The 25,227-nt window shown below is 71.4% G+C and carries 27 protein-coding genes; 17 read left to right on the top strand and 10 right to left on the bottom strand.

What is annotated here, in order from left to right:
- The first annotated feature begins 251 nt into the window (after positions 1–251).
- A complete protein-coding gene (locus tag T398_RS16125) occupies positions 252–455 on the top strand; it encodes a hypothetical protein (protein ID WP_496447871.1) in 204 nt (67 codons plus the stop codon).
- A 29-nt stretch (positions 456–484) separates the two neighbouring features.
- Here T398_RS16125 and T398_RS16120 read toward each other — a convergent pair whose 3' ends face one another.
- Positions 485–1,072 carry an HD domain-containing protein gene (locus T398_RS16120; protein WP_496447869.1) on the bottom strand — a complete coding sequence of 196 codons (588 nt, stop codon included), beginning with the start codon at positions 1,070–1,072 and terminating at the stop codon, positions 485–487.
- A 36-nt stretch (positions 1,073–1,108) separates the two neighbouring features.
- On the opposite strand from T398_RS16120, the gene T398_RS16115 reads away from it, so the two are divergent.
- On the top strand, positions 1,109–1,555 hold the full coding sequence (locus T398_RS16115) for a hypothetical protein (RefSeq protein ID WP_047890447.1): 447 nt from the start codon (positions 1,109–1,111) through the stop codon (positions 1,553–1,555).
- Here the strand turns inward: T398_RS16115 and T398_RS16110 are convergent.
- Complete coding sequence (locus T398_RS16110; protein ID WP_357500122.1) at positions 1,545–2,156, bottom strand: hypothetical protein; 612 nt, start codon at positions 2,154–2,156, stop codon at positions 1,545–1,547. The two genes, T398_RS16115 and T398_RS16110, sit on opposite strands and share 11 nt — an antisense overlap.
- A gap of 450 nt (positions 2,157–2,606) precedes the next feature.
- Here T398_RS16110 and T398_RS16105 point away from each other — a divergent pair, with 450 nt between their 5' ends.
- The 10 genes from T398_RS16105 to T398_RS16060 are packed head-to-tail and all read left to right on the top strand — an operon-like array spanning position 2,607 to position 12,477.
- Positions 2,607–4,991 (top strand): sensor histidine kinase, encoded by a 2,385-nt coding sequence (locus T398_RS16105; protein WP_496447867.1) that lies wholly within the window; start codon positions 2,607–2,609, stop codon positions 4,989–4,991.
- Positions 4,988–5,398: a roadblock/LC7 domain-containing protein gene (locus T398_RS16100; protein ID WP_496447865.1), complete on the top strand. Its 411-nt coding sequence runs from the start codon at positions 4,988–4,990 to the stop codon at positions 5,396–5,398. The genes T398_RS16105 and T398_RS16100 overlap by 4 nt, the downstream gene beginning before the upstream one ends.
- Positions 5,395–5,994 (top strand): GTP-binding protein, encoded by a 600-nt coding sequence (locus T398_RS16095; RefSeq protein WP_496447864.1) that lies wholly within the window; start codon positions 5,395–5,397, stop codon positions 5,992–5,994. Before T398_RS16100 ends, T398_RS16095 begins: the two co-directional genes overlap by 4 nt.
- Before the next feature lie 46 nt (positions 5,995–6,040).
- Entirely contained in the window at positions 6,041–7,255 is a 1,215-nt protein-coding gene (locus tag T398_RS16090; protein ID WP_496447863.1) for an ABC transporter substrate-binding protein, read from the top strand.
- A 29-nt stretch (positions 7,256–7,284) separates the two neighbouring features.
- On the top strand, positions 7,285–8,154 hold the full coding sequence (locus T398_RS16085) for an ABC transporter permease subunit (protein ID WP_393518727.1): 870 nt from the start codon (positions 7,285–7,287) through the stop codon (positions 8,152–8,154).
- Positions 8,151–9,218: a branched-chain amino acid ABC transporter permease gene (locus T398_RS16080; RefSeq protein WP_496447861.1), complete on the top strand. Its 1,068-nt coding sequence runs from the start codon at positions 8,151–8,153 to the stop codon at positions 9,216–9,218. The genes T398_RS16085 and T398_RS16080 overlap by 4 nt, the downstream gene beginning before the upstream one ends.
- A complete protein-coding gene (locus T398_RS16075; protein WP_496447859.1) occupies positions 9,215–10,012 on the top strand; it encodes an ABC transporter ATP-binding protein in 798 nt (265 codons plus the stop codon). The genes T398_RS16080 and T398_RS16075 overlap by 4 nt, the downstream gene beginning before the upstream one ends.
- Entirely contained in the window at positions 9,996–10,739 is a 744-nt protein-coding gene (locus T398_RS16070; RefSeq protein ID WP_496447905.1) for an ABC transporter ATP-binding protein, read from the top strand. The genes T398_RS16075 and T398_RS16070 overlap by 17 nt, the downstream gene beginning before the upstream one ends.
- Positions 10,736–11,689, top strand: coding sequence for a hypothetical protein (locus T398_RS16065; RefSeq protein ID WP_496447858.1), 954 nt, complete (start codon positions 10,736–10,738; stop codon positions 11,687–11,689). The genes T398_RS16070 and T398_RS16065 overlap by 4 nt, the downstream gene beginning before the upstream one ends.
- The gene (locus tag T398_RS16060) at positions 11,686–12,477 is read left to right on the top strand and encodes a class I SAM-dependent methyltransferase (RefSeq protein ID WP_496447856.1); all 792 of its coding nucleotides are present in this window, start codon (positions 11,686–11,688) and stop codon (positions 12,475–12,477) included. The genes T398_RS16065 and T398_RS16060 overlap by 4 nt, the downstream gene beginning before the upstream one ends.
- A gap of 138 nt (positions 12,478–12,615) precedes the next feature.
- Here the strand turns inward: T398_RS16060 and T398_RS16055 are convergent, their stop codons facing one another.
- The 3 genes from T398_RS16055 to T398_RS16045 all read right to left on the bottom strand — a co-directional run bounded on the left by T398_RS16055 (position 12,616) and on the right by T398_RS16045 (position 14,816).
- Complete coding sequence (locus T398_RS16055) at positions 12,616–12,876, bottom strand: hypothetical protein (protein ID WP_496447855.1); 261 nt, start codon at positions 12,874–12,876, stop codon at positions 12,616–12,618.
- 105 nt (positions 12,877–12,981) lie between these two features.
- Positions 12,982–14,457, bottom strand: coding sequence for a tyrosine-type recombinase/integrase (locus T398_RS16050; protein WP_496447853.1), 1,476 nt, complete (start codon positions 14,455–14,457; stop codon positions 12,982–12,984).
- Positions 14,454–14,816, bottom strand: coding sequence for a hypothetical protein (locus T398_RS16045; RefSeq protein WP_282263782.1), 363 nt, complete (start codon positions 14,814–14,816; stop codon positions 14,454–14,456). Before T398_RS16045 ends, T398_RS16050 begins: the two co-directional genes overlap by 4 nt.
- A gap of 155 nt (positions 14,817–14,971) precedes the next feature.
- On the opposite strand from T398_RS16045, the gene T398_RS16040 reads away from it, so the two are divergent.
- Complete coding sequence (locus tag T398_RS16040) at positions 14,972–16,297, top strand: NYN domain-containing protein (protein ID WP_496447852.1); 1,326 nt, start codon at positions 14,972–14,974, stop codon at positions 16,295–16,297.
- A 41-nt stretch (positions 16,298–16,338) separates the two neighbouring features.
- On the opposite strand, the gene T398_RS16035 is transcribed toward T398_RS16040, so the two are convergent.
- Genes T398_RS16035 through T398_RS16015 form a run of 5 tightly spaced genes read right to left on the bottom strand, consistent with a single transcriptional unit; the run spans position 16,339 to position 20,253 of the window.
- Entirely contained in the window at positions 16,339–17,001 is a 663-nt protein-coding gene (locus T398_RS16035; RefSeq protein ID WP_496447850.1) for a hypothetical protein, read from the bottom strand.
- On the bottom strand, positions 16,970–17,521 hold the full coding sequence (locus T398_RS16030; RefSeq protein WP_496447849.1) for a DNA cytosine methyltransferase: 552 nt from the start codon (positions 17,519–17,521) through the stop codon (positions 16,970–16,972). The genes T398_RS16035 and T398_RS16030 overlap by 32 nt, the downstream gene beginning before the upstream one ends.
- Complete coding sequence (locus tag T398_RS16025; protein ID WP_496447847.1) at positions 17,518–18,384, bottom strand: hypothetical protein; 867 nt, start codon at positions 18,382–18,384, stop codon at positions 17,518–17,520. Before T398_RS16025 ends, T398_RS16030 begins: the two co-directional genes overlap by 4 nt.
- On the bottom strand, positions 18,381–19,352 hold the full coding sequence (locus T398_RS16020; RefSeq protein ID WP_496447846.1) for a TRM11 family SAM-dependent methyltransferase: 972 nt from the start codon (positions 19,350–19,352) through the stop codon (positions 18,381–18,383). The genes T398_RS16025 and T398_RS16020 overlap by 4 nt, the downstream gene beginning before the upstream one ends.
- Positions 19,336–20,253 (bottom strand): hypothetical protein, encoded by a 918-nt coding sequence (locus T398_RS16015; protein ID WP_496447845.1) that lies wholly within the window; start codon positions 20,251–20,253, stop codon positions 19,336–19,338. Before T398_RS16015 ends, T398_RS16020 begins: the two co-directional genes overlap by 17 nt.
- 267 nt (positions 20,254–20,520) lie before the next feature.
- Between T398_RS16015 and T398_RS16010 the strand changes: the two genes are divergently transcribed.
- From T398_RS16010 to T398_RS15995, 4 genes are read left to right on the top strand one after another with little or no spacing between them, the layout of a single operon-like run.
- The gene (locus tag T398_RS16010; RefSeq protein WP_496447843.1) at positions 20,521–21,285 is read left to right on the top strand and encodes a TnsA-like heteromeric transposase endonuclease subunit; all 765 of its coding nucleotides are present in this window, start codon (positions 20,521–20,523) and stop codon (positions 21,283–21,285) included.
- A complete protein-coding gene (locus T398_RS16005) occupies positions 21,282–23,351 on the top strand; it encodes a transposase family protein (RefSeq protein WP_496447842.1) in 2,070 nt (689 codons plus the stop codon). Before T398_RS16010 ends, T398_RS16005 begins: the two co-directional genes overlap by 4 nt.
- Entirely contained in the window at positions 23,345–24,370 is a 1,026-nt protein-coding gene (locus T398_RS16000; protein WP_496447840.1) for a TniB family NTP-binding protein, read from the top strand. Before T398_RS16005 ends, T398_RS16000 begins: the two co-directional genes overlap by 7 nt.
- Positions 24,367–25,116 (top strand): TniQ family protein, encoded by a 750-nt coding sequence (locus T398_RS15995; protein ID WP_496447838.1) that lies wholly within the window; start codon positions 24,367–24,369, stop codon positions 25,114–25,116. The genes T398_RS16000 and T398_RS15995 overlap by 4 nt, the downstream gene beginning before the upstream one ends.
- Positions 25,117–25,227 lie beyond the last annotated feature (111 nt).

Here is a 25,227-nt window from a genome sequence, read left to right as displayed (position 1 = left end):
CGCCGTAGCAGTTCCTCGGCCGCGCCGGAGTCGACGAAGCGGCCCTGGCGGTGCAGCTCGTCGAGTGCGGCGAGCGCCTGCTCGGGCAGGCGCGCCAGGGTCCGCTGGTCGAACACGGGCAGCGTCGGCACCGGCGGGATGGCGTGGATTGCGCTGGCGGCGGCTGCGGCCTCGGCGATAGTTGCTGAACGGAGGGGGTCCCCCAGGTCGCCCATCAGCATGCCCAGTGCGTGCGGCCGTAGCGTGTAGCCGTGCAGATGGGGCACGGCGGCGCCGTGTTCGTTGAGGTGCCGCAGCACGGCGGCTTCACCGGTGAACGGCGATGTGGCGAGCTTGCAGATCACACTGCTGCCGTCGCTCAGGTACAGCCGCTGCACCGTCGACAGTTCCCACTCCTGGATGACCTGCCCACCGGTCTGTTGATGGCCAGCGGCGGTGAGCAGGTCGCGGCGTAGCTGGTCCGCCAACGCGGCACCAATGGCGATCATGGTTTGCTCGCCGCCTGAATACCGGTGGCGGCTCTCTCAAGCAGCGCCAGCGCGGTGTCGAGGCGTGCCGACATTCCGGCCGGTACCCGGGGGTGGGCTGCCTGGCGAAAGGCCCGGAAGTGCGGCAGCAGCGTGAGTAGCGCCGGGCGCTTGCGGAGGAAGTCGGTGACGTCGCCGCTGGTATGCGCCCGTCGCAGCAGCGATGTCAGCGCGACGATCTTGTCGGCGGTCGAAGCGAGCAGTACCGGCAGGTCGTCGACGCGGATGGGCGGGTCCGGCATGTCGAGGGCCTGGTGCTCGGCGTGCAGGGCGGCGATGATCCGCGGTACCTGCGGGCCGTAGGCGACGGCGAGGACCTGGTAGATGTCCGGCGTGCGGGGCGCGAAGTCGGGGATGTCGTGCAGCAGCGCTGCCGCTATCAGATCAGGGTCCGGGTGTAGTACATGTTCGCCGATGGTCACGGCGACCCGGACCGCGTGGGCCAAGGCGGGGCGGTCGTCGATGGTGTGTCCGGTGCACCATCGCTGGGCGTCGCGTAGGGCGCGGTCGACGGTGGCGGCCCGGGGAGGGGATAAGACGGTCATGGCCTGATACCTCCTGGTTGCCGTAGCATCGGCGCCATGTCCGGGCCGCTACCGCAGTGGTGTGAGCAGACGTGCGTGGTGTGTCCCGCCCAGCAGCTCGGGCCGGGCCAATTCGACGTGGTCGACCGGCCCGGACCCGAGTTCGCCTACAACCCGGACATCGGATGGCGAGTTACCGCCGAGGGCATCGCGGTGTGTGTGCACCCGTACCGGGTCGGACTGCCACCGGGCAGATACGCCTCACGCGGTGAGCCTGTCCCCGACCAGGCGTCACGACCGGCGCCGACGCCTGCCTCCCTGGTGCTTCCTGCCGACCTGGTGGATCTGGAAGGCTGGCTCGTCGCCGTGCTGCGCGACGCCCCGTCGGAGCAGATCTTCGGTGCCGTCGCCCGCGCCGAGCGCCTCGCCGGCGAGAGATTCGACCCGAAGCAGGTGGTGGCGGCCATGCGGCGGGTGTTGTCGGTGGAGCTGGCTAACCGCTGACCCCGACGGGCGCGGTCGCCGGGTCCGGCTGGTCGAAGTCGAAGTCGTGGCTGCGTCCGTCACGTCCCAGGCCCGCGGCCTGGTAGTGGGCGTTGAGCTGGTTCAGGCGGCGGGTCACCTCGGCGGAGTCCAGCCAGTACCGCAGCGGCTGCGGTCCCCAGCCGGCGGCGGCGTAGTACGCGTCGGTCAGGCAGCCGCGGGTGTAGGTGAACTCCTCCAGCTCCGTGGCGTGCGGGAACGTGACCCCGAGGTCGCGCTGCATCCGGGACATCAGGGTGAACTGGGCCAGCACGGCGTGGATCATCTCGTCGACCGGCGCCGGCACCAGCAGCTCCGCGGCCTCCTCGTCGCCGCCGGACAGCTCGAACACCGCGGCCTTGAGCGCGAGGACCCGCATCGCTTCGGTCAGCAGCGGGCCGGCGTCCCGTTCCAGGGACCACCGGCTGATCGCCGGGTACCCAGTGAACGTCGCCCAGCAGCTGGAGTACTTCATCGACGAGCTGCGCAGCCGCTCGGACGACGAGTGGCGTGTGATCAGGTCGAGGATCTCGGCGGCTCGGCGACCGACCTCAGCCGGTTCGGGCATGGTTCGTGGGGCCATGGCACATCCCTCCTACGGGAGCGTTGGGCACAGGCAGGCGAACCAGCCGGCGGCCGGCTCGCCCGTCACCGATGTCCGCGCCGCTGGCGCTCACGGTGATGCCCCATTAACGGCCGCGTGCGCGGATGTCGATAACCCGATGCCCTGACCTCTGACAAAGCTCCGACATTGACCGGCCCGGACATTGGGCGGCCTCGACGGGTCAAGCCGCGGTGCAGCGCGTCGGTAGGCGATGTTCGCCGGCCATCCCAGGCGCGCTGGCCGCCATCGAGTAAGGGCGGATTGTCGGCGAATTGTCAGACGTGCACGGCGAGCCTTACCGACATCGACGGTCTTCGCCTTTAGTCACTCTCGTCGCCGACGATGCCTGGGTTATGCCCCGGCCCGTTGCAGAGCAAGACCGTAGCGCGGAGGACCGCGCCAATTCGCCGGACCGTGGGAAGGACTGCTGTGCCTGTCGCTCGGAGGCTTGCGCTCCTGCTGCTGATCCCGTTGGCGGCGACTCTGGTCTTCGCCTCGTGGGGTGTGGCATCGACGAGCCGTCAGGCGCGCAGCGCCGACCGCCTGCAGTCGCTGGTGGCGGTGTCGGCCGCGGTGGGTGAGGTGCTGCACGAACTCGACCGGGAGCGGCAGGTCGCCGGCGGGCTGGTCGGTGATCCGGCGGGTGGCCTCAACGGTTATCTCGAGCAGGTCGCGGCATCCGACCGGGCGGTGGACGCCTACCGGCAGCGCCGCGGCGAGCTCGATGCTTCGGATTCGGTCAGTCGGCTGGTGGGGCCGTTCGACGAGCAGCTGCGGTTGCTTCCGGTGTTTCGGGAGCAGGTCAAGGCGCGGTCGGCGTCGCTGACGGCGGTGCTGGTGCGGTATCGGGCGGTGCTCGCGCAGGGGCTGGCGGTGCGGGAGACCGTGGGTCAGGTCGGCGGTGCGGACGGTGCGGTGGCCGACCAGTTGCGGGTGGCGGCGGCGTTGTCGCAGGCCGGGCAGTACGCGGGTATCCAACAGGCAGCGGTAGTCGCGAACAAGGGTGCCGTGGTGTCGCAAGCGGTGCAGCGGGAGCTGGCCGCGACCCGTGCCGGGTATGACGAGGCGTTGCTGGCGGTGTCGCAGCGGTCGCCGGCGCGGTGGCGGTCGTGGCTGGACCAGGCGCTGTCCGGGCCGCAGGTCCTCGCGGCGCAGCGTCTCGACGACGAGGTCGCCCGTACTGAGGTGGGTCAGCGGTTGCGGGTGAACGCGTCCCGGTGGGCTGCGGCCAGTAGTGAGCGGCGCGACCGGCTGCACGAGGTGCAGACCCGCGTCGACGCGGACATCGCCGCCGAGGTGGGGCGGCAACGCCGACAGCAGTGGATGACCACGGGTGTGTTGTCGGCGGTCGCCGTGGCGCTGACCGTGGCCGCCGCCGTGCTGGCGTGGCGGCAGGGTCGGGCGTTGGCGCGGCGGCTGCGGCGGGTCCGTGACGCGGTGACCCGGGTCGCGGAGCGGGACCTGCCGGACCTGGTCCGCCGGGTCGACGCGGCGGATCCTGCCGACCCGGCGTCGGTTCCGCCGCCGCCTGCCGCGCTGGCACCCGATCCGGCGCGGGACGAGGTGGACGAGGTGGCCGCCGCGTTCGACACGCTGGCGTTGAACACGTACCGGATCTCGACGGATCTGGCGCGGCAGCGGCGGGTGGCGGCCGGCGCGGTGGAGGCGGTGGGTCGGCGGTGTCAGGGGATGACGCATCGGCTGCTGCGCGAGTTGGACATGGCCGAGCGTGATGAGAAGGACGCCGCGACCCTGGCGACGTTCTTCGCGGTGGACAGTCTCGCCGCGCAGTTGCTGCACGCCACGCAGAGCCTGTTGGTGCTGTCGGGACGGTCGTTGGGGGCGGTGCATCCGCAGCCGGCGGAGTTGGTGACGGTGGCGCAGGCGGCGCAGGGCCGGATCCAGGAGTACCGGCGGGTGCGGCTCGGGGTGATCGACGAGCGGGTGCTGGTGCCGCCACCGATGATCGACGACTTGGTGCACCTGTTGGCGTCGCTGCTGGACAACGCGACTCGCTACAGCCCCGGCGACGCGGTGGTCACCGGGCATCTGCTGGGCAACCGGGTGATCATCCAGGTCACCGACACCGGGCCCGGCATCAAGGCTGACCTGCTGGTTCGGCTCAACGCCGAGCTGGCCGAGCCCGCGCCGATGATCGAGGTGGAGCACATCCGGCGCCAGGGCCTGGCCACCGTCGCGCTGCTGGCCGCGGCGCACGGGTTGCGCGTGCGGCTGCTGCCGGGACAGCCGCACGGCACGGTAGCGGAGGTCGAGATCCCCGCCGACAAGCTCCTGATCAGTGTTCCGGAGCCGGCCGCGCTGCCCGCCGGCCCGATCGCCGGACGGCGTGCTCCCGGCGGCACGCCCGCGTCCAGCCTTACCCTGCCCGCGCCCACGGCGGCACCGGCCCGGCGCGGCGGTTCGGCCGCGCTGCCCGCCCGGCGCCGGTCGTCCAGCCTCAGCGTGACGGACTGCCCTACCCAGGCGCTGCCGGTGATTCCGGTGCCCCGTCGGGCGACTGAGTCGGAGTCGACGCCGGCCTACGACGAGACGGCCCGACACCTGCCGGCTCCGGCGTGGTTCGTCGAGGGAGCCACGGTGCACATGCCCTCCACCCCTGCGCGCGGGCTGCCCGGACAGGACGCCACCACGGCCAACGGCCTGCCGAAGCGGCAGCCCATGTCCGCGTTCACACCCCCGCCCCTGCCCGCTGCCGACGCGCCGGTCCGCTCAATGGGTGGCCTGGCCCGTACGGCGGGGGCCTACCAGCGCGGCCTCGAGCGCCGCTTTCCCCAGTCGAAGGGCCAGTCATGAGCGATCTGAGTTATCTGCTGAACACCAACCTCGTCGCCCGCGTGCCCGGGATCAGCCGGGCCGTGGCCGTGTCGGCCGACGGGCTGCTGCTGGCCTGGACCGATGGGCTCAACCGGGACGCCGCCGAGCGCCTCGCCGCGGTGGCGGCCGGAATGAACAGCCTACTCAACGGTGCCGCCCGCGACCTGTCCGCAGGCGGGGTGCGGGGCAACCTGACCGAGCTGGCGCACGGGTTCCTGATTCTGGTGGCGGTGAGCACCGGCGCGTCGCTGCTGACCCTGGCCACCCGCGACGCGGACCTCGCGTTCGTCACCGAGGAACTCGGCCGTTTCGCCGAGCAGGTCGGCGACCAGCTCACCCCCGCCTTCGCCGGCACACTCACCACCGCGGCGGCCGGCCGGCGATGACCGCACCCGCCCTCACCGTCCGGGGACCCGCCGGCGGGCCGCCGAGCCTGAAGATCGTGCTCACCGGGCCGTTCGGCGTCGGGAAGACCACCCTCGTCGGCGCGGTCTCCGACATCGCGCCGGTCACGACCGAGGCTCGCATGTCCGCCGGCAACGCCGACGACGACACGACCCTCATGCCGGCCAAGACCACCACCACGGTGGCGATGGACTTCGGCCGCCTCGACGTCGACGGCGTCACCGTCTACGTCTACGGCACCCCGGGCCAGCACCGCTTCTGGTTCATGTGGGACGCCATCGTCCGGGGTGCCGCCGGCTCCGTGGTCCTGGTCGACACCCGCCGCCTGCAGGACTCGTTCCGGCACCTCGACTACGTCGACCACGTCCGGCTGCCCTACGTCGTCGCGGTCAACCAGTTCCCCGGTGCCCGCTCCTACCCCGCATCGGCCATCCGTGAAGCCCTCGCCCTGGCCGCGGACGTGCCGATCGTCGACATCGACGCCCGCGACCGCGACAGCGTCCGCCGGCTGCTCATCGCCCTCATCGAGCACGTCATCACCCAGACCACGCCCCGCTCGGCGGTCGCGCAGCCCTGAGCGCCCGCAGAACCCGCCCCTCACCCCTGACGAAGGAGCATCTTCGATGTCTGATCCCCGACCACGCCTGCGACGTGGGCTCGCCGCCCTGACCGCTGTGGGTCTCCTGCTGACCGGCGCCGCGTGCAGCAGCACCGCCACCGACTCCGGCACGGTCCGTGTGGGGCTGCTGGTCTCACTGTCGGGCACCTACGCCGCCGTCGGCGAGGACATGCAGCGCGGTTTCCGCCTCTACCTCGACACCCACGACGGCAAACTCGGCGGCCGGAAAATCGACCTGGTCGTGGCCGACGAGGGCGACGGCCCCGCCACGGCCGTCCCCGCCGCGCAGAAGCTCCTCGAACGCGACCAGGTGGTCGCCCTGACCGGCCTGGTCGGCGGCGCGACGGTCGACAAGGTGCAGACCCTCACCACGCAGCGGAAGATGCCCCTGCTCGGCGCGAACGCCCGGCCAGCGTTCGCACCCGTCGGCGGCAAGCCCCGCGACCTGGCCTACACCTGGCACACCTCCTACAACTCAGACGAGCCGGGCATCGCCATCGCCGAGTACGTCAAGGCGCAGGTCGGCGACGGTCAGGTGTACGCGATCGGCCCGGACTACCAGGGCGGCTGCGACGAACTGCGGGGCTTCACCGACACCTTCACCCGCCTCGGCGGGAAACTCGCCAACCCCGACGGGAAGACCCTGTTCACGCCGTTCCCGGCGACGGAGAACTTCCTGCCGTACCTGAACAAGGCCGCCGAGACCAAACCGAAGGCCGTCTATGCCTTCTACGCCGGGGCCGCGGCGGTGGCGTTCGTCAAGCAGTACGCCCAGTCCGACCTTGCCGACGTCCCGCTCTACGCCGCCGGCTTCCTGACCGAAGGGTCCGTGCTCACCGCGCAGGGACCGGCGGCCACCGGCATCCGCAACGTCCTCAACTACAGCCCCACCCTCGCCAACCAGGCCAACCAGGACTTCGTCGCCGCCTGGTCCGCCGCCGGCCATCCGGGCCAGCCGACGACCTTCGCGATGGCCTCCTACGACGCCGCCGCCGTCCTCGACCGGGCGCTGACCGCCGTGAACGGCGAGGTGACCGGGGAGAAGCTCAACGCCGCGATCGGGAAGGTCGGGCGGGTCGTCTCCCCTCGCGGGGACTGGCAGTTCCACCCCACCGAGCACCGCCCGGTGCAGCGCTGGTACCTGCGCGAGGTCCGTAACGACGGCCCAGTGCTGTCCAACGTCCTGGTGCAGGACCTCACCACCCTGCCCGCCAGCTGACCAGACCAAGCACACGAGAAGGGGGTGCGGTGCGCGTGGACGCCTACCTGATACCCGCCGTCGACGGCGTCGCCTACGGGCTGCTCCTGGCCATTGCCGCCGCGGGGTTGACCGTCGCGTTCGGCGCCGGGGGTGTGCTCAACCTCGCGCACGGCACGCTGATCGCCGCCGGAGGCTACGTCGCTGCTGCCACCAGTTCGGGGACCTGGCCAAGCCTTGCCGCGGCGGTCGCATTGGCGGCCGGTGTGGGAGCCGCCGGCGGCGGGGTGCTGGCCGCCGCGACCGCCGCACTGCGGGGTCGGGGGCACCTCGACCAGGCGCTGCTCACCTTCGGTGTCGCGCTCATCGGCGCCGACCTGCTCACCACCGCCTACGGCCCCGACACGCTGCGACCTCGCCTGCCTGAGGTGTTGGAGGCGACCGTCTGGGTTGCCGGGCACCGGTATCCGGTCGACCGGCTCGCCGTGCTGGGCGTCGCTGTCGCTGTCGTCGCGGGAGGCTACGTGGTGCTGCACCGCACCCGCGCCGGACGGCTGATCCGCGCCACGGTTGACGACCGGGCGATGGTTGCCGGCATCGGGGTGAACCCCCGCCTGGTGGACGCGGCAGTCCTGGTCGCCGCCGGGGCTCTCGCCGGCCTGGCCGGGGCGTTGACCACTCCGATCCTCGGCGTCGGCCCGCACACCGCCGACACCGCGCTGCTGCTGTCGCTGATCATCGTGGTCTGCGGTGGCCTCGGCTCCGTGCCCGGTGCGCTCGCCGCCGCCCTCGCCGTGGGCGTCGTGCAGACCGTCGGCGTGACGTCGTTCCCGGCGGTCGCCCCGTACCTGCTGATCGGCGCCATGGCCGTGGTGCTGCTGGCCCGCCGGACCAGCCTCCCCACAGGGGCGTCGGCGTGAGCGGTCCACGGCACGACATGGCGGCGACGGTCGTGCGCGCGCTGGCACGACGCGCGCACCCGTGGTCGGCGCTCGGCCTGGCAGCGGCGGTGGTGGGCGCGGTGGCGGTGTCACCGGATCCGTACCTGCACGCCACCGCCGCGCGGATGCTGCCGCTGGCGGTGCTGGCGGTCAGCGTCGCGGTGGTCACCGGCCACGCGGGACTGCCCACGCTCGGCCAGGTCGCCCCGTACGCGGCCGGTGCCTACACCACCGCCCGGCTCGCCCTCGCCGGCACCGACCTCGCCCCGCTGCACCTGCTGGCGGCGGCCGGGGCGGGAGCACTGACCGCCGGGGCGATCGGCGCGGTGCTCGTCCGCTACCGCGCCACGGTGTTCCTCATGCTCAGCCTCGCCGTCGCGGAACTGACCGCGATCACCGCCGCCCAGTGGCGCGCTGTCAGCGGCGGCACCGACGGGCTCGCTGGGATCCCCGCCCCTCGTCTGCTGCCCGGCCTGCCGCCGCTGACTACCGACCGCACGGTGCTGCTCTACGCCACGCTCGTGGCGATCGCCGCGACCGCCGCCGCCGTGGCACTGCTCGGCGGCAGCCAGCGGACGCTGCTGGCGGCCGTGCGCGGCAACGAGGTCCGCGCGAGCGCCAGCGGCCACCACGTCACCGCCTACCTGTGGACGGCGCACACCGGCGCGGGCGCCCTCGCCGGGATCGGCGGGGCCCTGCTCATCCACACCCACCGGTGGATTACCCCGGCCGATGTTGGCTTCACCACCGCCGCCCTCGCGCTGCTTGCTGTGGTCATCGGCGGCGCCACCTCGTTGCCCGGTGCCGCCGCCGCCACCATCGCGGTCCTCGCCGTGCGCGACGTCGTGGGTGCCTGGCTGCCCGGTCACGCGCCCCTACTCCTCGGCGCCCTGTTCGTCACCGCGGTGTACCTGCTGCCCGGCGGCCTGATCGCTCTTCCCGCGCGACTGGCCAGCCTGCCCCTTCCTCGTCACGGTCGGCGCCGTCCCGCTCTTCACATGCCCGACGGCCCGGCCCAGCCCGTCACCAGGAGCACCCCGTGAGGACAGTCCACCGCATCGACCCCGACGACGTGCCGTCGCAGCGCGAACCGGGTGACATCGACCGCGCCCACGGCAACGGCCTCGTCGCGACCGGCCTGCGCCACGCCTACGGACAGCTGACCGTCCTCGACCTGGACACGTTCACCGTCGCCCCCGGCGACCGCCACGCCGTCATCGGCCCCAACGGCGCCGGCAAGTCCACCCTGCTGAACATCCTGGCCGGCACCACCCGCACTCAGGCCGGCACCATCACCTACAACGGCCAAGTCGTCACCCGGCGTGGCCCGGCCTGGCGGGGCCGCGCCGGCATCGGCCGCACCTTCCAACACCCCCGCGTCTACCCGAACCTGACCCTGCTGGACTGTGTGCGCATGGGCGGCTGGCACCACCGCCACCAACCCGAACGCACGCCTCCGGAAGCCCTCGACCTCGTCGGCCTGCTCGGGTACGCCGACTACCCGGCCGCCGCGCTGTCGCACGGGCACCGCCGCATGCTCGACCTCGCCGTCGCCCTGGCCGGGCAGCCCCGCGTGCTGCTACTCGACGAGCCTGCCGCCGGCCTCACCGACACCGACACCACCCGCCTGCTCGACATCCTCGGGCGTCTACCCGGCTGGATGGCGGTCGTGCTCGTCGAGCACCACATGGACGTCGTCGCCGCCCTTGCCGACTGGACCACCGTCCTGCACCACGGCCGCCGCCACACCGACGGCCCCACCGACACCGTGCGCGCCGACCCCGCCGTCACCGCCCTCTACCTCGGCACCGGGGGTGACGATGCTGCGCATCGGTGACCTCGCCGCCGGCTACCGCCCCGACACCCCCGTCCTGCACCACATCACCGTCGATCTGGCGGCCGTCGCCGTGCACACCGTGGCCGGGCCCAACGGCGCCGGGAAGACCACCCTGCTGCACACCCTCGCCGGACACCTGCGACCCACCACCGGGTGGGTCCTGCTCGACGGCCGCGACGTGACCGGCTGGACGCCCGTCCGCGCCGCCCGCGCCGGGGTCGCCCTCGCCCCGCAGGGACGACGGCTGTGGCCGTCGCTGACCGTTGCCGAGCACCTCACCGTCGCCCGCCCGACCGCTCGCCGCCCGGACAGCCGGGCCTGGGCGGTGGATGAACTGCTGGAGATGTTCCCGGCCCTGGCGGCCCGGCTGCGCCACCGCGGCCACGAGCTCTCCGGCGGGGAGCAGCAGATGCTCACGATCGCCCGCGCCCTGCGCACCGCGCCCCGGCTGCTGCTGTGCGACGAACCCACCGAAGGACTCGCCCCCACCGTGGCCGCACACGTCACCCACGCGCTGCGGGAACTGCCCCGCCACGGCGTCACCGTCCTCGCCGCCGTGCCGCACGCCCGCGCCGCCGCCGCACTCAGTGACACCGTCCACGTCCTCGCCGACGGACGCCTCACCGGACCCATCGCCACCAGCGACGGACAGGCCGAGCAGGCGCTGCGCGACCACCTCGCCCTGGTCTCACCCGCTCTGCCCAACCGTGGGCAGGCACACCGGTGACCCCCACCGTGACCATGGCGGCCCTGGTAGTGCTCGCCGCCACCGCCATACCCGCCGTGACGACGCCAGCACCGATCCCCGCCCAGCCCAGTTCCGTGCACTGTCCCACCTCAGCGGCGCCGCAGCCCATGCTTGCAGCGGCGCGTCGAGGCACCGGTTACCAGGGAACTCAGGTGGCGTACCCGCAGCCGGCGCGTGCTCCGTTGCTGGCGCTGGCGGCACGCCTGCGGGCCAGCGCGTGCGACACCGTCGCGGGCCGGTATGACCTCGTGCATTACCGGCAGTGGAACAACCCCGCCCGCTCCGGGGCGGCGGTGCGGGAGGTGGTCCGCTGGCGCGGCGACGACCGCTCCGGCGGCCAGCTCGCCACCCAGCACCCCACCGGCGTCGTTCCGGTCACCCACGACTGGTGGCAACCCGGCGACCTCTACAGCGTCGGGCTGATCGACCCCTTCACCCGCACCGACGTGCTGCGGGAAGACCTGCGTATCGATGAGCCCTCACCAGCCGATTCCACTGAGGTGCTGGCGAACCTGGCGTACCTGTCGACCTGGTACAGCCCTCGCCGGGACGGCCGCGCCGCCACCCTCGATCTGCTGGCCGGGCTGAGCTCGCTCACCTACTACCCGCGCGTAGTCGACCGTTCCGGCCGCCCAGGCATCGCGGTCGCCGCCACCAGCGGCGACCGACGCGCCCTGCTCGTCCTGCACCCAGACACCGGGGAAGTCCTCGCCTACGAATCCGCCCACCTGGGTCCCTTCGGCTGGCGAGCGCAGACCTACCTCGTCTACCTCGCCCACAGCCACGCCACCCGCCGCTGGTGGGAACCCACCGCCCGTCCCCGGCCAGCCACGCCGTCCTTACCGCTGTACCCGCGGCTGCAACAGCACTGGCCGCTGACAACGCCCCTGCCCTGCCTCACTACGACGACCCAAGGAGTCACTCCATGACGGCCACCGCACCCACGCAGCGCTACCAGTTCCGCAACAGCCCTCACCAGCTCCACCCCCTGCAGGAGATGCTCGACCCGGTCACTCTCGACGACCTGACCCGCCTGGGAGTCAACCCCGGGCACACCGCCCTCGACGTTGGCGCCGGCGCCGGCTCCATCGCCCGGCACCTGTGCGAACTCGTCGGCCGCACCGGAAAGGTCATCGCCGTCGACATCGACACCAGCATGCTCAACCCCACCGGCGTGCTCGACGTCTACCAACGCGACCTGCGCACCCAGCCGCTGCCGGTCGAACCCGGCACCATCGACGTCGCCACCGCCCGCTGCGTCCTGGAACACCTACCGAACCGGCACCTGCTGCTCCACCAGATGATCAACGCGCTGCGCCCCGGCGGGCACCTCGTCCTCGGAGAGATCGTCTACGCGCCCGTGTCCGCGCACGCCCCCGCCGACAGCGACAACGACCTCGTCACCCGCGTCGTGCACACCATCCTCGACGTCCTCGCCGGCCGGGGGGTCGGCCTGCACTGGGGCGACAAGGTTCCCTCCTTCCTGCTCGCCAACGGCTTCGAGCAGGTCCACACCCGCTGGGTCGCCGAGACCTGGGCCGGGGGCAGTGCCGGCTGCCGCCTGTACGCCGACAACGCCACCCAGCTGCGCGACCGGCTCCTCGCCGAGGACCTGTCCCACGACGAGCTGGACCGGTTCGCCGAGCTGATGGCCGACCCGGCGGTGCTGGTGCGTGGCTACCAGTTCGCCTCCACTACCGGCCGCAAGCCCCGCTGAACCTGACAGGTGGGCGATCGGGGAGTGTGGATCTGACGGCACCTTTCTGTGTCAGGGCGTTGGCAGCAGAGAGGTCTCCGTTAGCGAGACAGCCCCAGTGGCCGAGGTCGACGGAGCCGAGGCCCGGCAGGGCGATCGCTAGTCGCCATTGGGCAGGTACCAGCCGTGTTCGCGGCGCCTGGTGGTCGCGTCCGGGTTGTCGCGCTCGTAGGCCTCGTTGGCGCGGCGCGTCATCTCTTCGTCGTAGCGGTGCAGCTCGTTGTAGAGGTTCGACGCCTCGCCGACATTGTTGCTGGACACGTAGCGCTGTCGTAGCGCTTCGTGCTTGTCTTCGAGTTCCTCGTCGGTCAGCGGGCGGAGGCTACCCATGCCGCGTGCGACGGAGTCGAAGATGCCCATGCGCAGATGCTGTCAGGCCGGGGGGTGGCGGGCAAGGAAGCCGCCTAGGCCCCTCAACCGGGCGAGTTCGTAGGGCGTCGGTGTACTGGACGTGCGTCTCTCACGCTATGCGGCCGTGCCGCTGCGCGGGATGAGGTCGGCGACGGCGTCGGCGCTGCCCCGTTCGAGTTCGAGGATGACGGTGGTGTAGGTGTCGGAGGTCAGGCCGATGGTGGAGTGACCGAGGGTCTCCTGGACCTCCTTCATGTCGGCGCCGCCGTGGCGCAGGTAGGTGGCGGCGCAGTGCCGCAGGTCATGCAGCCGTACGGGTGGCAGGCCTGCGGTGGCGACGAGGTGGTCGAAGCGGTCGCTGATTGTCTGGGGGTGCCAGGCTTTGCCGTCGGGGCGGACGAAGAATCGGCCGCTGTCGGGCCATCCGATTTCGTTGACCTGTTGCCAGCGGCGGCGCATGTCGAGGTAGGAGCGCAGGGCGGTGATCGTTTTCGGGCCGAGGGGGATGACCCGGTCGCCGGCGTCGCTTTTCACCGGCCGGACGATGGGGGTGTAGCCGACGGTGGTGATCTGTTCTACGACGGTGAGGTAGCCGGCGTCGAGGTCGACGTCGTGGTCGCGGAGACCGCAGGCCTCGCCGCGGCGTAGGCCTCGGTGCAGGATGAGCAGGAACATCGCGTAGAGGACGATGTCGTGGCGTTGCGCGTGGTCGAGGAACTGTCCGGCTTGTTGCGGCATCCACACCATGACTGGGCTGGGACGCCTGCCGGTGGACTGCCAGTGCTCGACCGCCTTGGCGGTCCAGACCCGCGCCTTGGGTCGTTTCGCGGTGGGCAACTCGACGCCGAGGGCGGGGTTGGTGGGTATCAGCTTTGCGCGGACGACGGCGTCGTTGAGTGCCTTGCGCACCGTGGCGTACAGCCGGTGTGTGCTCGATGCGCCCATCGGCCGGACGCCCTTCACGTTCGCCCGGATCTCGGGGTCGTTGCTTGCGCGGGCGGCGCGGATCTCGTCCTGCTTGACCGCGATGGCGGTGAACATGCCCTCGATGTGGGCCGTCCGTAGGCTCTGGATCGGGATGGCACCGAGGTGGGGGATCAGGTAGAGGCGGATGTGGTCGGAGTAGCCGCGCACCGTCTTCTCCGCCAGTCCCCGCCGTCCGTCCAGCCACGCATTCAGGTACTCGCCGGTGGTGGTCGGCACGGAGGCGGGCACGCCGGCGCGGACACGGGCGGCAACCGCGTCGCGGTCGGGCAGCGGGGTGCCGGGCTGGCAGGAGTGCAGCAGGTCTCCGATCTGCGCCGCGACGTGCGTGTCGCCGTCGGCAACATCGAGCAGCGCGCGGGCGTGCCGCAACTCGGCGGCGGCGGTGTCGCGGCTGTCGAAGCCGGACCGGCGTAGCTGCCGGCGGGGCCGCGCGGGTCGGACGGGCAGTTCGAGTTGGTAGCCCCACACCCCGTGGGTGGGGTGCCAGCCGCCGCCCGGCCGGCGCAGTCTCGGGCACCGGCTCCCCAGCCGCTTGCCGGTGTCGGGGTCGGTGCAGGTGCAGCGTTTGGTGAGGGCCCCTTCGGGGCTGCGGGTGCGGGTCACGGTTCCTTCTTCCTGTCGCCGCCGGTGTGCGGCGGGTCGATGCTGCTGATTTCGTCCTGGTGATCGACGCTTCGCATCCCGCCCAGGGTCAAGTCGCCGGACGTCGGCGACAGACCCAGGGCGGTGAGGATCCCGGCGACGGGCACCTTGTATCGGGCGCCGACCCGCAGGACCGGCACCGGGAAGTCGCCGGTGCGGGCGAGGTCGTAGGACAGGGCGCGTCCCAGGCCGAAGACACGTCCGGCGGTGGGCAGGTCGGTGATCGCGCCGAGCGCGCGGATGCGCTCCTCGGTCCACACCCCGCCACCGCTGGCGGGGGTGCTGGACGTTTCTGTGGGATCGATGTCGTGCGTGGTCACGGCGATAACTCCCGAGTCTCGAAGGGGGAAAGGAGAGTGAGGTCTGGTCGGGCAGGTGCGGACTTCGCTCGCAGCACGCCATCACCCCGCCATCACATGTACTGCCGTGAAGGCGGGGTGATGGCGCCGTTGCTCAGCGTTGGTAGGTTGCGCTCGTGGATCACGTTCGGGCGGCGCTCTACCTCGACTTCGACAACGTGTTCAGCGGCCTCTACAAGTTGGACCCGGACGTGGCGGTTCACTTCGCCGAAGATCCGGGGGGATGGCTGCGCCGGCTAGCGACAACGGCCACGACGGATGGCGTACGACGCTGGTTGGTCCTGCGCTGCTACCTCAACCCCGCGGGCTGGGTGTACCGCGCAGACCCGGATGGGGAGCAAACGCGGTTGTACTTCTCGAAGTTCCGGCCGTCGTTCGTCCGCGCCGGCTTCGATGTGATCGACTGCCCTCGCTACAGCAGCACCAAAAACGCGGCCGACATCAGGATCGTTGTCGACGCCGTTGACGCGCTGTCCGCCGACACCCGCTATGAGGAGTTCGTCATCGCTTCCGGCGACTCCGACATGACCCCGCTGCTGCAACGCCTACGCCGCTCCGACCGGCGAACCATGATCGTGTCACCGGCCGACGCGGCCGAGGCCTTCACCGCGATCGCCGACCAGGTTCTCGACAGCCAGCACCTGCTGGCACTGGTGCAGGGCGAGTCGGTCGACCTCGACGACGAGGCCGACAGCGAGGTGGAGGAGGGGTTCGACGAGCATGTGAACCCCGCCGACGGTGACACCCCTGACGCTGGTCAGAGCGAGGCGTACGAGGCCTTCCGGTCGATCGTGACCTACGAGTACACCGCAGCGACCGAGCCAGTGAACATGGCTTCGCTCGCTTCCCGGCTGCGGACGCAGCTCGGTCCTTCGGTGAGCGACAGCAACTGGTTCGGCTTCGGCAGCTTCGCCCGGGCCGTGGCGAGCCTGACGTTGCCGAACCTGCGGATGTCGCAGCATCTGCTCTGGGACACCCGCCGCCACCGGGCTCCGACGACCGCCACCGCGACGCCGCAACGCGTCGCCCTGCCGGATCCCGTCGAGCGCCTGGGCCACCAGCTCGATCTGCCGCGAATGCCGCAACCCTGGTGGCCGGCGATCTACCGGACACTCGCCGAATACGCCCGATCCCAGCGGTTCAACTGGACGCAATGCACCAGCTGGGCCCGTGACCAGCTTCGCGAACAGGGTCTGCCTATCAGCCGCAACGCCGTCGGGTTTGTCGTGCGGGGCACATCGTTCGGCGGTTGCCCTCTGCACCGCCAACCCCCACCGACAGCCGACGAGATCGCAGCAGCGTTCGTCGGCAACGTTCTCAACCGCGCCGACGCTGCCGAGATCACGTTCTCCGACGAGGAGATCGCAACGGTCCGCACCTGGCTGGGCGCACCACCTGAGAACAGCACCGAGCAGGTAGGCCAGGCGGAGAACTCTTCGTAGGGTGTTCCACCTACGGCGACCGCTGGTCACGCGGGCACGTCTCACCGCAGGGGGCACAGCAGGAGCCGCAACGCGGTGGCAGCCTGGTGGGGGACGACACCGTTACCGAGGACCCGTAGCGCGGCCGTGCGCGGCAGCCCGAGAGTGGGGTCGGTGACCCAGTGCTCGTCGAGGCCCATGAGCCATTCCACGAACCGCGGCGCCAGGACGGGCTTGCCGTGCTGGCCCGGCTGGGTGGGTTCCGGCGCGGGCCGGCCGAGCAGCAGCTCCCAGCGGGCCACAGCGGCGGCGTAGACGCCCCACCGGCCTGCGTCGGGCTGGCCGAGCCCGGCGACGGTGGTGCGTAGATCCGCACCGCCGTCGCCGTGCTGGCCAGCCCCGCGCGCGTCGGACGCGCGCGGGGTGGGCAGGGTCCGGGCCGGTACCCGCACAGCCGCCGAAGGCAGTGTCAGGTCGCCGTGTGAGCCGCGCTGCCCGGGGCAGCCCTTCGTTCCATCGGTGGCCCGCGGGGTGGGCAGCAGGACCTGCGACAGCGGGGGCCGGAACCCGGCCCCCGCTCGCCGTCCTGGAGTACCAGTGTCGCTGGCCCTCGGGGTGGGCAGCAGGCCACGGGTGGAGCCGGACGCCTCGATCAGGTCAGGCAGCCCGTACTGGTGACCGGGCCCTTTCCCATCACGGGCGCACGGTGTCGGCAGCGTCCGCACCCCCTCCCAGCCGAACGGTGGGTGTGGCCAGCAGGAATAGCCTGTCCCGGCGGTGGGCTGCGCCGATGTCGGATGCGCGTAGGCATGTCCAGCTCATGTCGTACCCGATCTGGGCCAGGTCGGCGTGGACGACGTCGAACCCGCGTCGCAGGAGCGCGGCGACGTTCTCCACGAAGAGCAACCGGGGTCGAAGTATGCGAACGGCCGTGGCGATGTGGGTCCAGAGGCTGGAGTGTTCTCCGGTGATGCCGGCGCGTTTACCGGCGTTGCTGATGTCCTGGCAGGGGAATCCGGCGGTGAGGATGTCGACGGGTGCGACGCTGCTCCAGTCGAGGGTGCGGATGTCGCCGAGGTTGGGCACGTGGGGCCAGTGGTGGGCCAGGACGGTGGTGGCGTGCCGGTCGGTTTCGGCGTACCAGGTGAGGTGGCCGCCGAGCACCAGCTCGACGGCCATGTCGAGGCCGCCGTAGCCGGTGCAGAGCGATCCGATCCGTGGGGAGGTTGGGTGGGCAATGGTCACGCCACCTCCCCACGGTCAGCGCCGCCGGGCACGGGAGTGTCGTGGGGGCAGGGCCACGGCCCGCAGCTCGGCGAGTCCGCCTGCCGCGGGCGTGGACGCAGTACCACCTCGTCGAGTGGCACCCGCTGTCGGTGCAGGAAGAACTGGCCGCGTAGCGGCTGCCCGGCGGCGTTCGCGCGGGCGGAGCCGTGGCGGATCGCCCGGTCGAAGGCGACCGCGTCCGCCCACTCGGCCGGGCTGTCCTCCCGCAGGGCGGCCCAGAAGCCGTCGTCGTGGAACGGGCACCCCACGCACGACGACTTCGGGGTGTCCCCGAGACCGTGCCGGCGCAGGTACCGCAGGCAGTCGTCGCGCCGCCACCCCAGGTCCAGCAGTGGGAAGACGTTCCGCATGTAGGCGACGTCGGCGTCGCGTGCCCGGCCGATCTCGTCCAGGCTGATCCCGATCGCCATCTCCGCGAACACGTCGGCCGGCACCCGCCTCGGGTGCGGGTAGCCGAGCCGGCGCCGTACCTCCGCCTTGATCGGTTTGATCTTGTACTCGGCGGTGCACTGCCGGCGGGCCATGCCCCGCTCGCCGGCCGGCCCGAGGGTGAACAGGGGCATGCTGGCGAAGCGGTGGGCCGGGTCGAGCGCGTCAGCGCGGATGTCCCCGACGCTGACGCGCACGACCTCGATCCCGGCCCGCTCCGCGATCCCGGACAGCCGGTCCAGGTGCTGATAGACGGCGGCCGGCTCCCACGACGTGTCGGCGAAGACGGCAGCGTCGAACGGTGGGATCCTGCCCTGGGCGGCCAACAGCAGGAGCGTGGAGCTCTGCACACCGGCACCCAGCGACAGGTAGCGGTGGGTAGGTGCGGTCACGCCACCACCCCGGCTTCCAGCTCCTGGCTCTTGACAAACACGAGGACGTCCTCGTGTGCGATCAGGTGCATCGGGGTGCCAGCGGCCCGCGCCTTACGGACGGCTTGGAGTTGGAAGAACGACGGCCGGGCCACGAGCCCGCCGTCGCGGACGGCGGCGAGCAGCGCCACGCACCGATCCACAGGGGTGAGGCCGGCGCGGACGCCGGCACCGATGACAGCCGACGGAAGGTCGACCAGTTCCCCGTGCTTGCGCCACGGTCGGGCGGTCACGACGACGACCCCACCAGGCTTGAGGAGGGTGTGGCAGCCGGCGAGGATCTGGGCGAACCCGTCGGCGAGCCCGGTCAGGTCGCGGTAGGCGAGATTGCCCTTGTCGGTGCCGTCGTTGTAGGCGTTGTCGAACTTCGCGACCCCGTCGGCGCCGGGCCGGACGAGGCCGTGCACGGTCGGCCCGTACGGCGGCGACGTCACGACGAGGGCGACCTGGCCGGCCAGGGCCCCGGGCACGAGCGACAGGATGCGGGTGGCGTCGCCGCGGATGACGCCGGCGCGGCCGGTCGCGCCCTGGGTGTGGGCGTGCTTGATGTTGGCGTCGGCGATGTCGGACCAGCGTGACTCGTACTCCACCCCGATCGCGTCGCGGCCGGCGTGGATGGCCTCGACCAGGGTGGTGCCGATCCCACACATCGGGTCCAGCACCAGGTCCCCGGGCTTGGTGTAGGCGGTGACGGCGTGCGCGGCGATCGCGGGGAGCATCCGCGCCGGGTGCTGCACCGACTCACGGACGTACCGGCCGCGGCGCTGGACGGGGCCGGTGGACTGGGCGGTCGCCCACACCGACAGGCCCTCCGGGCCGGGAGTAGCCCGGTGGCGTCCGATCGGGTCGGGGCTCGTGGCGGCAGTGGTCGTGGTCTGCTCGTGGGACGGTTCGGGGGTGTGTGCGCGGTGCCTAGCCACGGCGACCACCGCCCTCGCGTCCGTTCCGGCGCGGGGCCGGGCGCTGGGCCTGGCTGAACACCATCAGGTCCGCGTGGACCCGCAGGTGCGCCACCCGCCACCGGTCGCTCACGGCGGTGGTGAGGGTGAGCAGTTCCTCGTCGGTGACGTGGTAGACGAACGCGTCCCCGTCGGTGTCGGCGGTAACCGCGACAAGGTGCTGCAGGTAGCCCAGCCCGACGCCAGCGGCGGCCTGGACCACGCCGGAGAAGTCCTCCGGGCCGGCGGTGGTGCCGGCCGGGACGGTGACGACGAGGATCAGGCAGCCGCCCGGCTGCAGCAGCTGGGCGCAGGCGGCCAGCAGCCACGCCAACCGGACCCGGTTGGTAGCCGCGTTGGGGTCGAGGGGCCAGCAGGCGACCACGAGACTGGTTGCCTGCTGCAGGGAGCCGCCGGACGGCAGGCCGGCGCCCGTGTCGGCCGGTGGGTGCAGGTCCGGGTCGGTGAGGTCGTCCCCGAACCAGGCGCCCATCTCCGGCAGGTCCTCCTCCTCGTCCGCGTCGCCGGTGATCCCGCTGGCGAGCGGGACGGGAGTGGCCGGGCCGATGATCAGGCTGGACGCGTCGGTGAACCACGCTGGGTGGTGCCGGCGGGCCCCGGCCGCGCAGGCGGAGGTGAGGGCGTGGTCGGTGGTGAGGTCGACGACCGCCTCGCCGGGGCGGCTGTAGGCGGCGATGAGGCGGTCGGCCAGCCGGGTGCCGATGCTGCGTCCGGCGTCGCCCGGGGTGCGGGCGGTGCGCCAGACGGTGAGCGGTACCGGCGGGTCGCCGGCGACCAGGTCGGTCGGTGTCGGGTCGACCCCGGCCAGGAGGCCGGTGTCGACGGTGGGATCGTGCTGCGGGTTGTGGTGCTGCGGCGTGTGCTCGCTCATGTGGTGTCGGCTCCGCGCCGCGCCGTGGTGCGCTGACACCCTCAAACCGGTGTTTGTGAGCTGTGGCGAACACCTAGCGATCTCACGAATGTCTGACAACCGGTTCCTGTCCGCTCGGCTGGCCTCTGTCCTTTCTCAGTTGACCTGCTCTTTTCTCAATGTTTCTGCTCCGACTGGCAGGTTTTCTCAGCCAAGGTGCTCCGGCTGCCTGTGAGTGGATGGCCGTCAGGCGGTTTCTCACAGGGCTGACGCTCGTTTGTCAGCTTCGTGAGATCGTCTTCGGATTCCGCCGCCGCTGTCGGCGTCGTCGACGCGGCCGATTTCTTGATCGAGTTCGTCGGTGAGGGCGGTGAGCTGCGCTGTGAGCCGCTGACGCGCTGTGCTGCGGTGCGGTTCGAGGACGTCGCGCCGGCGCGGTCGTTTGCGATGTTCAAGGGTCAGCGGAACTTCCCTGGCCGCTGGTGGTCATCGACGATGGCTGCGCATGTGGGCTACGAGTCGTGGTTGGAGCGGGATCATGTGATGCTGCTGGACTTCGATCCGGCGGTGGTGGGGATCTCTTCGCAGCCGTTCTGGCTGTCCTGGCCGGCGGGAGACGGGGTGCGCCGGCATCTGCCGGACTACTTCGTCCGGGTCGAGGACGGCACCGGGCTGGTGATCGATGTGCGCCCGGACGAGCGGATCAAGGCTCGTGACGCGGAGGCGTTCGCGGTGACGGCGGCGGCCTGCTCGGCGGTGGGGTGGCGGTTCCGTCGGGTGGGTGTCGTGGAGTCGGTGTTCGCGGCGAACGTGCGCTGGTTGTCGCGGTATCGGCATCCGCGCTGCGGCCGGCGCGAGGATGTTGTGGCCCGTTTGGTGGAGGTGTTCGACCGGCCCGCGCCGTTGTTCGAGGGCGCTGAGCGGGCCGGGGATCGGCTGCTGGTGCTGCCGGTGCTGTTCCACCTGCTCTGGCGGCAGGTCCTTTCGGCGGATCTGGCCGGTGCGCTGTTGGACTCGGCGACGGTGGTGCACGTGTCGAGGTCGCCGTGGTGAGCGGGCGGCTTCCGCGGCTGCGTCCGGGTGACCGGGTGCGGGCCGCCGGGATCGTGCGGACGGTGGTGGGTTGGTCCGGGACGCTGGTGCTGCTGACCGATGAGGCCGGCTTGACCGAGGGCGTTCGGTTGGCGCACCTGTTGTCGGAGGCGGATTTCGCGGTGCTCGGGCAGCGCGGCGTTGCCGCGCCGGTGGGCGCGGCGACGCTGGACCGTCTGCCCGATGACGTGGCCGAGCAGGCGTTGTGGTGGGAGCGGCACGTGGTGGAGGTCATCCACGGGTTGGCGCCGAACGCCCCTGCCGGGGCGGTGGCCCGGCCTGGCTTCGACCCCGCGGTCACGACGGTGACCAGCCGGGAGAAGACCAAGGCCGCGGAGTTGCGGGCGGCCGGACACGCCGTGACGTGGGCGACGGTGAAGCGGCAGCGGCAGCGTTACGAGTCCGGCGGGGTCGCGGCGCTGGTGGATCATCGGCTGCTGCGGCAGCCCTCGCGGTTCGGCCGCGTGGATGAGCGGGTCGTGGAGGCGGTGCGGGCGGCGGTCGCCGAGGCCACCGACGACTCGACCCGCACAGGTGGTTACGTGTTGTGGCGGGCGCGGCAGATCCTCGACGAGCGCCACCACGGCCTGGTGGGAATGCCGTCGAAGGCGACGTCGTATCGGCTGCTGGACAAGTTGACCGTCGGCCTGCACACGACCGGTTCGGCCCGCACCCGCCGCTCGGTGGCGGCTGCCCCGTCGGCGCCGTTTCACCGGCCTCGGGTGTTCGCTCCGGGTGAGCTGATGGAGATGGACTCCACACCGCTGGACGTGTTGGTCCTGCTGGATGACGGCACGCCGGGGCGGGTGGAGCTGACCGGGGTGATCGACGTCGCGACCAGGACGGTGACCGCGGCGGTGCTGCGCCCGAGCACGAAGTCGGTCGACGCCAGCATCCTGCTGGGCCGGACCCTGACGCCGGAGCCGATGCGGCCGGGCTGGACGCAGGCGCTGGCGATGTCGAGGTCGGTGCTGCCGCACCAGCGGCTGACCGAGATCGACGAGCGGCTCGAACACGCCGCCGCTCGGCCGGTCATCGTTGCGGAGACGATCGTGGTCGACCAGGGCAGCGTGTTCCTGTCGCGGAACTTCCGCTCGTCCTGCGCGTTCCTGGGGATCAACTTCCAGCCCACCCATCCCGGCTCGCCGGCGGAGAAACCGCACGTCGAGAAGCTGATGTCGGCGGTCGGGACGCTGTTCGCCCAGTTCGTGTCTGGCTACGCCGGCTCCAACACCGAACGCCGGGGCCGTGGTCTGGAGGCCAAAGCGCTGTGGTCGATGCTGGAACTGCAGGAGCTGCTCGACGAGTGGATCGTGGCGTGCTGGCAGAACCGCCCCCACGACGGCCTGCGTGACCCGGCGACGCCCGGGCGCATGTTCACCCCGAACGAGAAGTACGCCGCGTTGGTCGAGTCGACCGGCTACCTGCCGGTCCCGTTGTCCGGTGAGGACTACATCGCGCTGCTGCCGACCTGTTGGAAGGCGATCAACGCCTACGGCATCAGGCACCGGCACCGCACCTACGACGCCGAACAGCTCAACCCGCTGCGCCGGCAGCCGTCGGGAAACAAGGCCCACAAGAACCTGTGGCAGGTCCACCACGACCCCTACGACGTGTCCCGGATCTGGGTACGCGACCCGGGCACCGGCGGCTGGATCACCGCGTTCTGGACCCATTTGCGCCGCGATGGGCTGCCATTCGGGGAACTGGCCTGGGACCACGTCCGCGCGAAGCTGCCCGACGCCACGGAAGCCGAGATTGCCGAGGCGGTGCGGGCGCTGCTGCGCCGCGCCAACCACGGCCCTGAACCGACGGCTTCGGCGTCCAAGCGGGACCGGCGGGTCCGCGCCCGCACCCACTCCACCACCCCACCGGCCTGGCCACGCCCCGAACCGGAGGCCACCCCGGAGCCCGAGACCGGCCCCACCCACACCGACACACCCGACGACGACTCCGGTGAAGCACTGGCCGAGGTCGTCCCGCTGGGCGTGTTCGACCCCTACCTGGAGGCAACCAAACGATGGTGACCGCGGCCCACACCCCCGCCGCCCAACCCGACGCCGACGCGGAACACCTGCAGCTGACCACGCTGCCGGGATGGCGACGGTTCGTGCAGACCGCCCCGCACGTTCCCGACCTGCTCGACGACGCCCGACTGGCCACCCTCACCGCCGACCAGCGCCTCGCCTACGACGAAGCCCGGCTCACCCACCACGCCCAGCTCGTGGTCATCGCCACCGCCACCATCCGCCGGGTGACCCTCGAAGGCCGCCGGTTGACCTACCTCAACCGGCGCGCGGAGACCGGACGCTGCGGGCTGATCGTCTCCGGCCCCGCCCGCACCGGCAAGACCACCGCGATCATCCAGATGGCCAAGACCCTCGAGGTCATCCACCGCCAGCGTCACCCCCACAACGGCGGTGACATCCCGGTCGTCTACATCACCGCCCCACCCGCAGCGACCGGCCGGATGATCGCCGTCGAGTTCGCCCGGTTCCTCGGCATCCCACTGCTGCGCAGATCCAACATCACCGAGGTCATGGAAGCCGTCTGCGGCGTCTGCATCGACGCCCGCACCAGCCTCATCGTCGTCGACGAGATCCACAACATCAGCCTGACCACCCGCAACGGCGCCGAAGTATCCGACACCCTCAAGTACTTCGCCGAACGCATCCCCGCGACTTTCGCCTACGCGGGCATCAACGTCGAACGCGACGGCCTACTCACTGGCACCCGAGGCGAGCAGATCGCCGGCCGCTTCGGCATGGTCCCCACCGGCCCGTTCCCCCTCGGACCCGACTGGACAGCCCTGGTCAGTGCCCTCGAGACCAGCCTGCGCCTGCACCACCACACCCCCGGCACCTTGGCCCACCTCGACCGCTACCTGCACCAACGCACCGCCGGCATGATCGGCAGCCTCCTACGGCTGATCCGCAGCGCCGCCGTCCAAGCCGTCATCGACACCACCGAAGCCGTCACCCGCACAAGCCTCGACGCCATCGAAGTCGACATCGCCGCCGAGACCACTCGCAGGAAAAGACGATGACCAGTTCCGACACCAGCAGCGACGTGCTCACCGACCGGCCGCAACCACTGCCGCTCATACCCCGCCCACGCCGCGACGAGACCGTCGGCACCTACATCCGCCGCCTCGCCCACGCCAACCACCTACGACCCAGCTACCTACGCCAATACCTCTGCGCCCCACCCACCTACCAAGGATCTGTACGCGCCGCACGACTCGCCGTGGTCACCGGCCGCACCGTCGACGCCCTGACCCGCCACTTCTCCACCCTGCAAACCGAAGCCCGACCCCACCGACTCAACCCCGAATCCGACGACGCGCCGCGTGAGCCCGAAGCCGAGCCCAACAGCCCACCACGCCGGCCCCGCAGCATCGCCAACCTGGTCAAACGCCGCGGCCAGCAAGGCGCCCGTGAACTCCTGGACGCCATCCGCCAAGAGGCGAAGATCAACCCATCACTACGGGCCATCACCCGCAAGTTCAGAGTCCAGGCCGACACCGTCCTGCTCGCCCTCACCACCGACCCGAACCCGATGGCGTTCAGGCGCGCACCACCCCGCGGCAACCGCGTCTACGACGCCTACGCCCACATCATCGACGACCTCCTCGCCCACAAGCCGCCCCTGTCCCGCTGGGCGATCTGGGAGCGCCTCGTCGACGAGCACGGCGCCGAGCTGTCCTACGGCTCGGTCTGCCAATACATCACCAACAAGATCCGCAACGAAGGCCTCCCCAGGAGCAGAAAGGCTGAGAAAACCAGCCCGTAACGCGAACGCGGAGCAGATCAACTGAGAAAACCCGACCACCCGTATTCTCAATCAAACTGATCCGCCCAGGTCAGCGCCCTGCGACCGGAGCAGGTTGATTGAGAACGGACA

This window comes from Salinispora goodfellowii (genome assembly GCF_059570675.1).
This window is presented reverse-complemented; position numbering and strand designations above follow the sequence as displayed.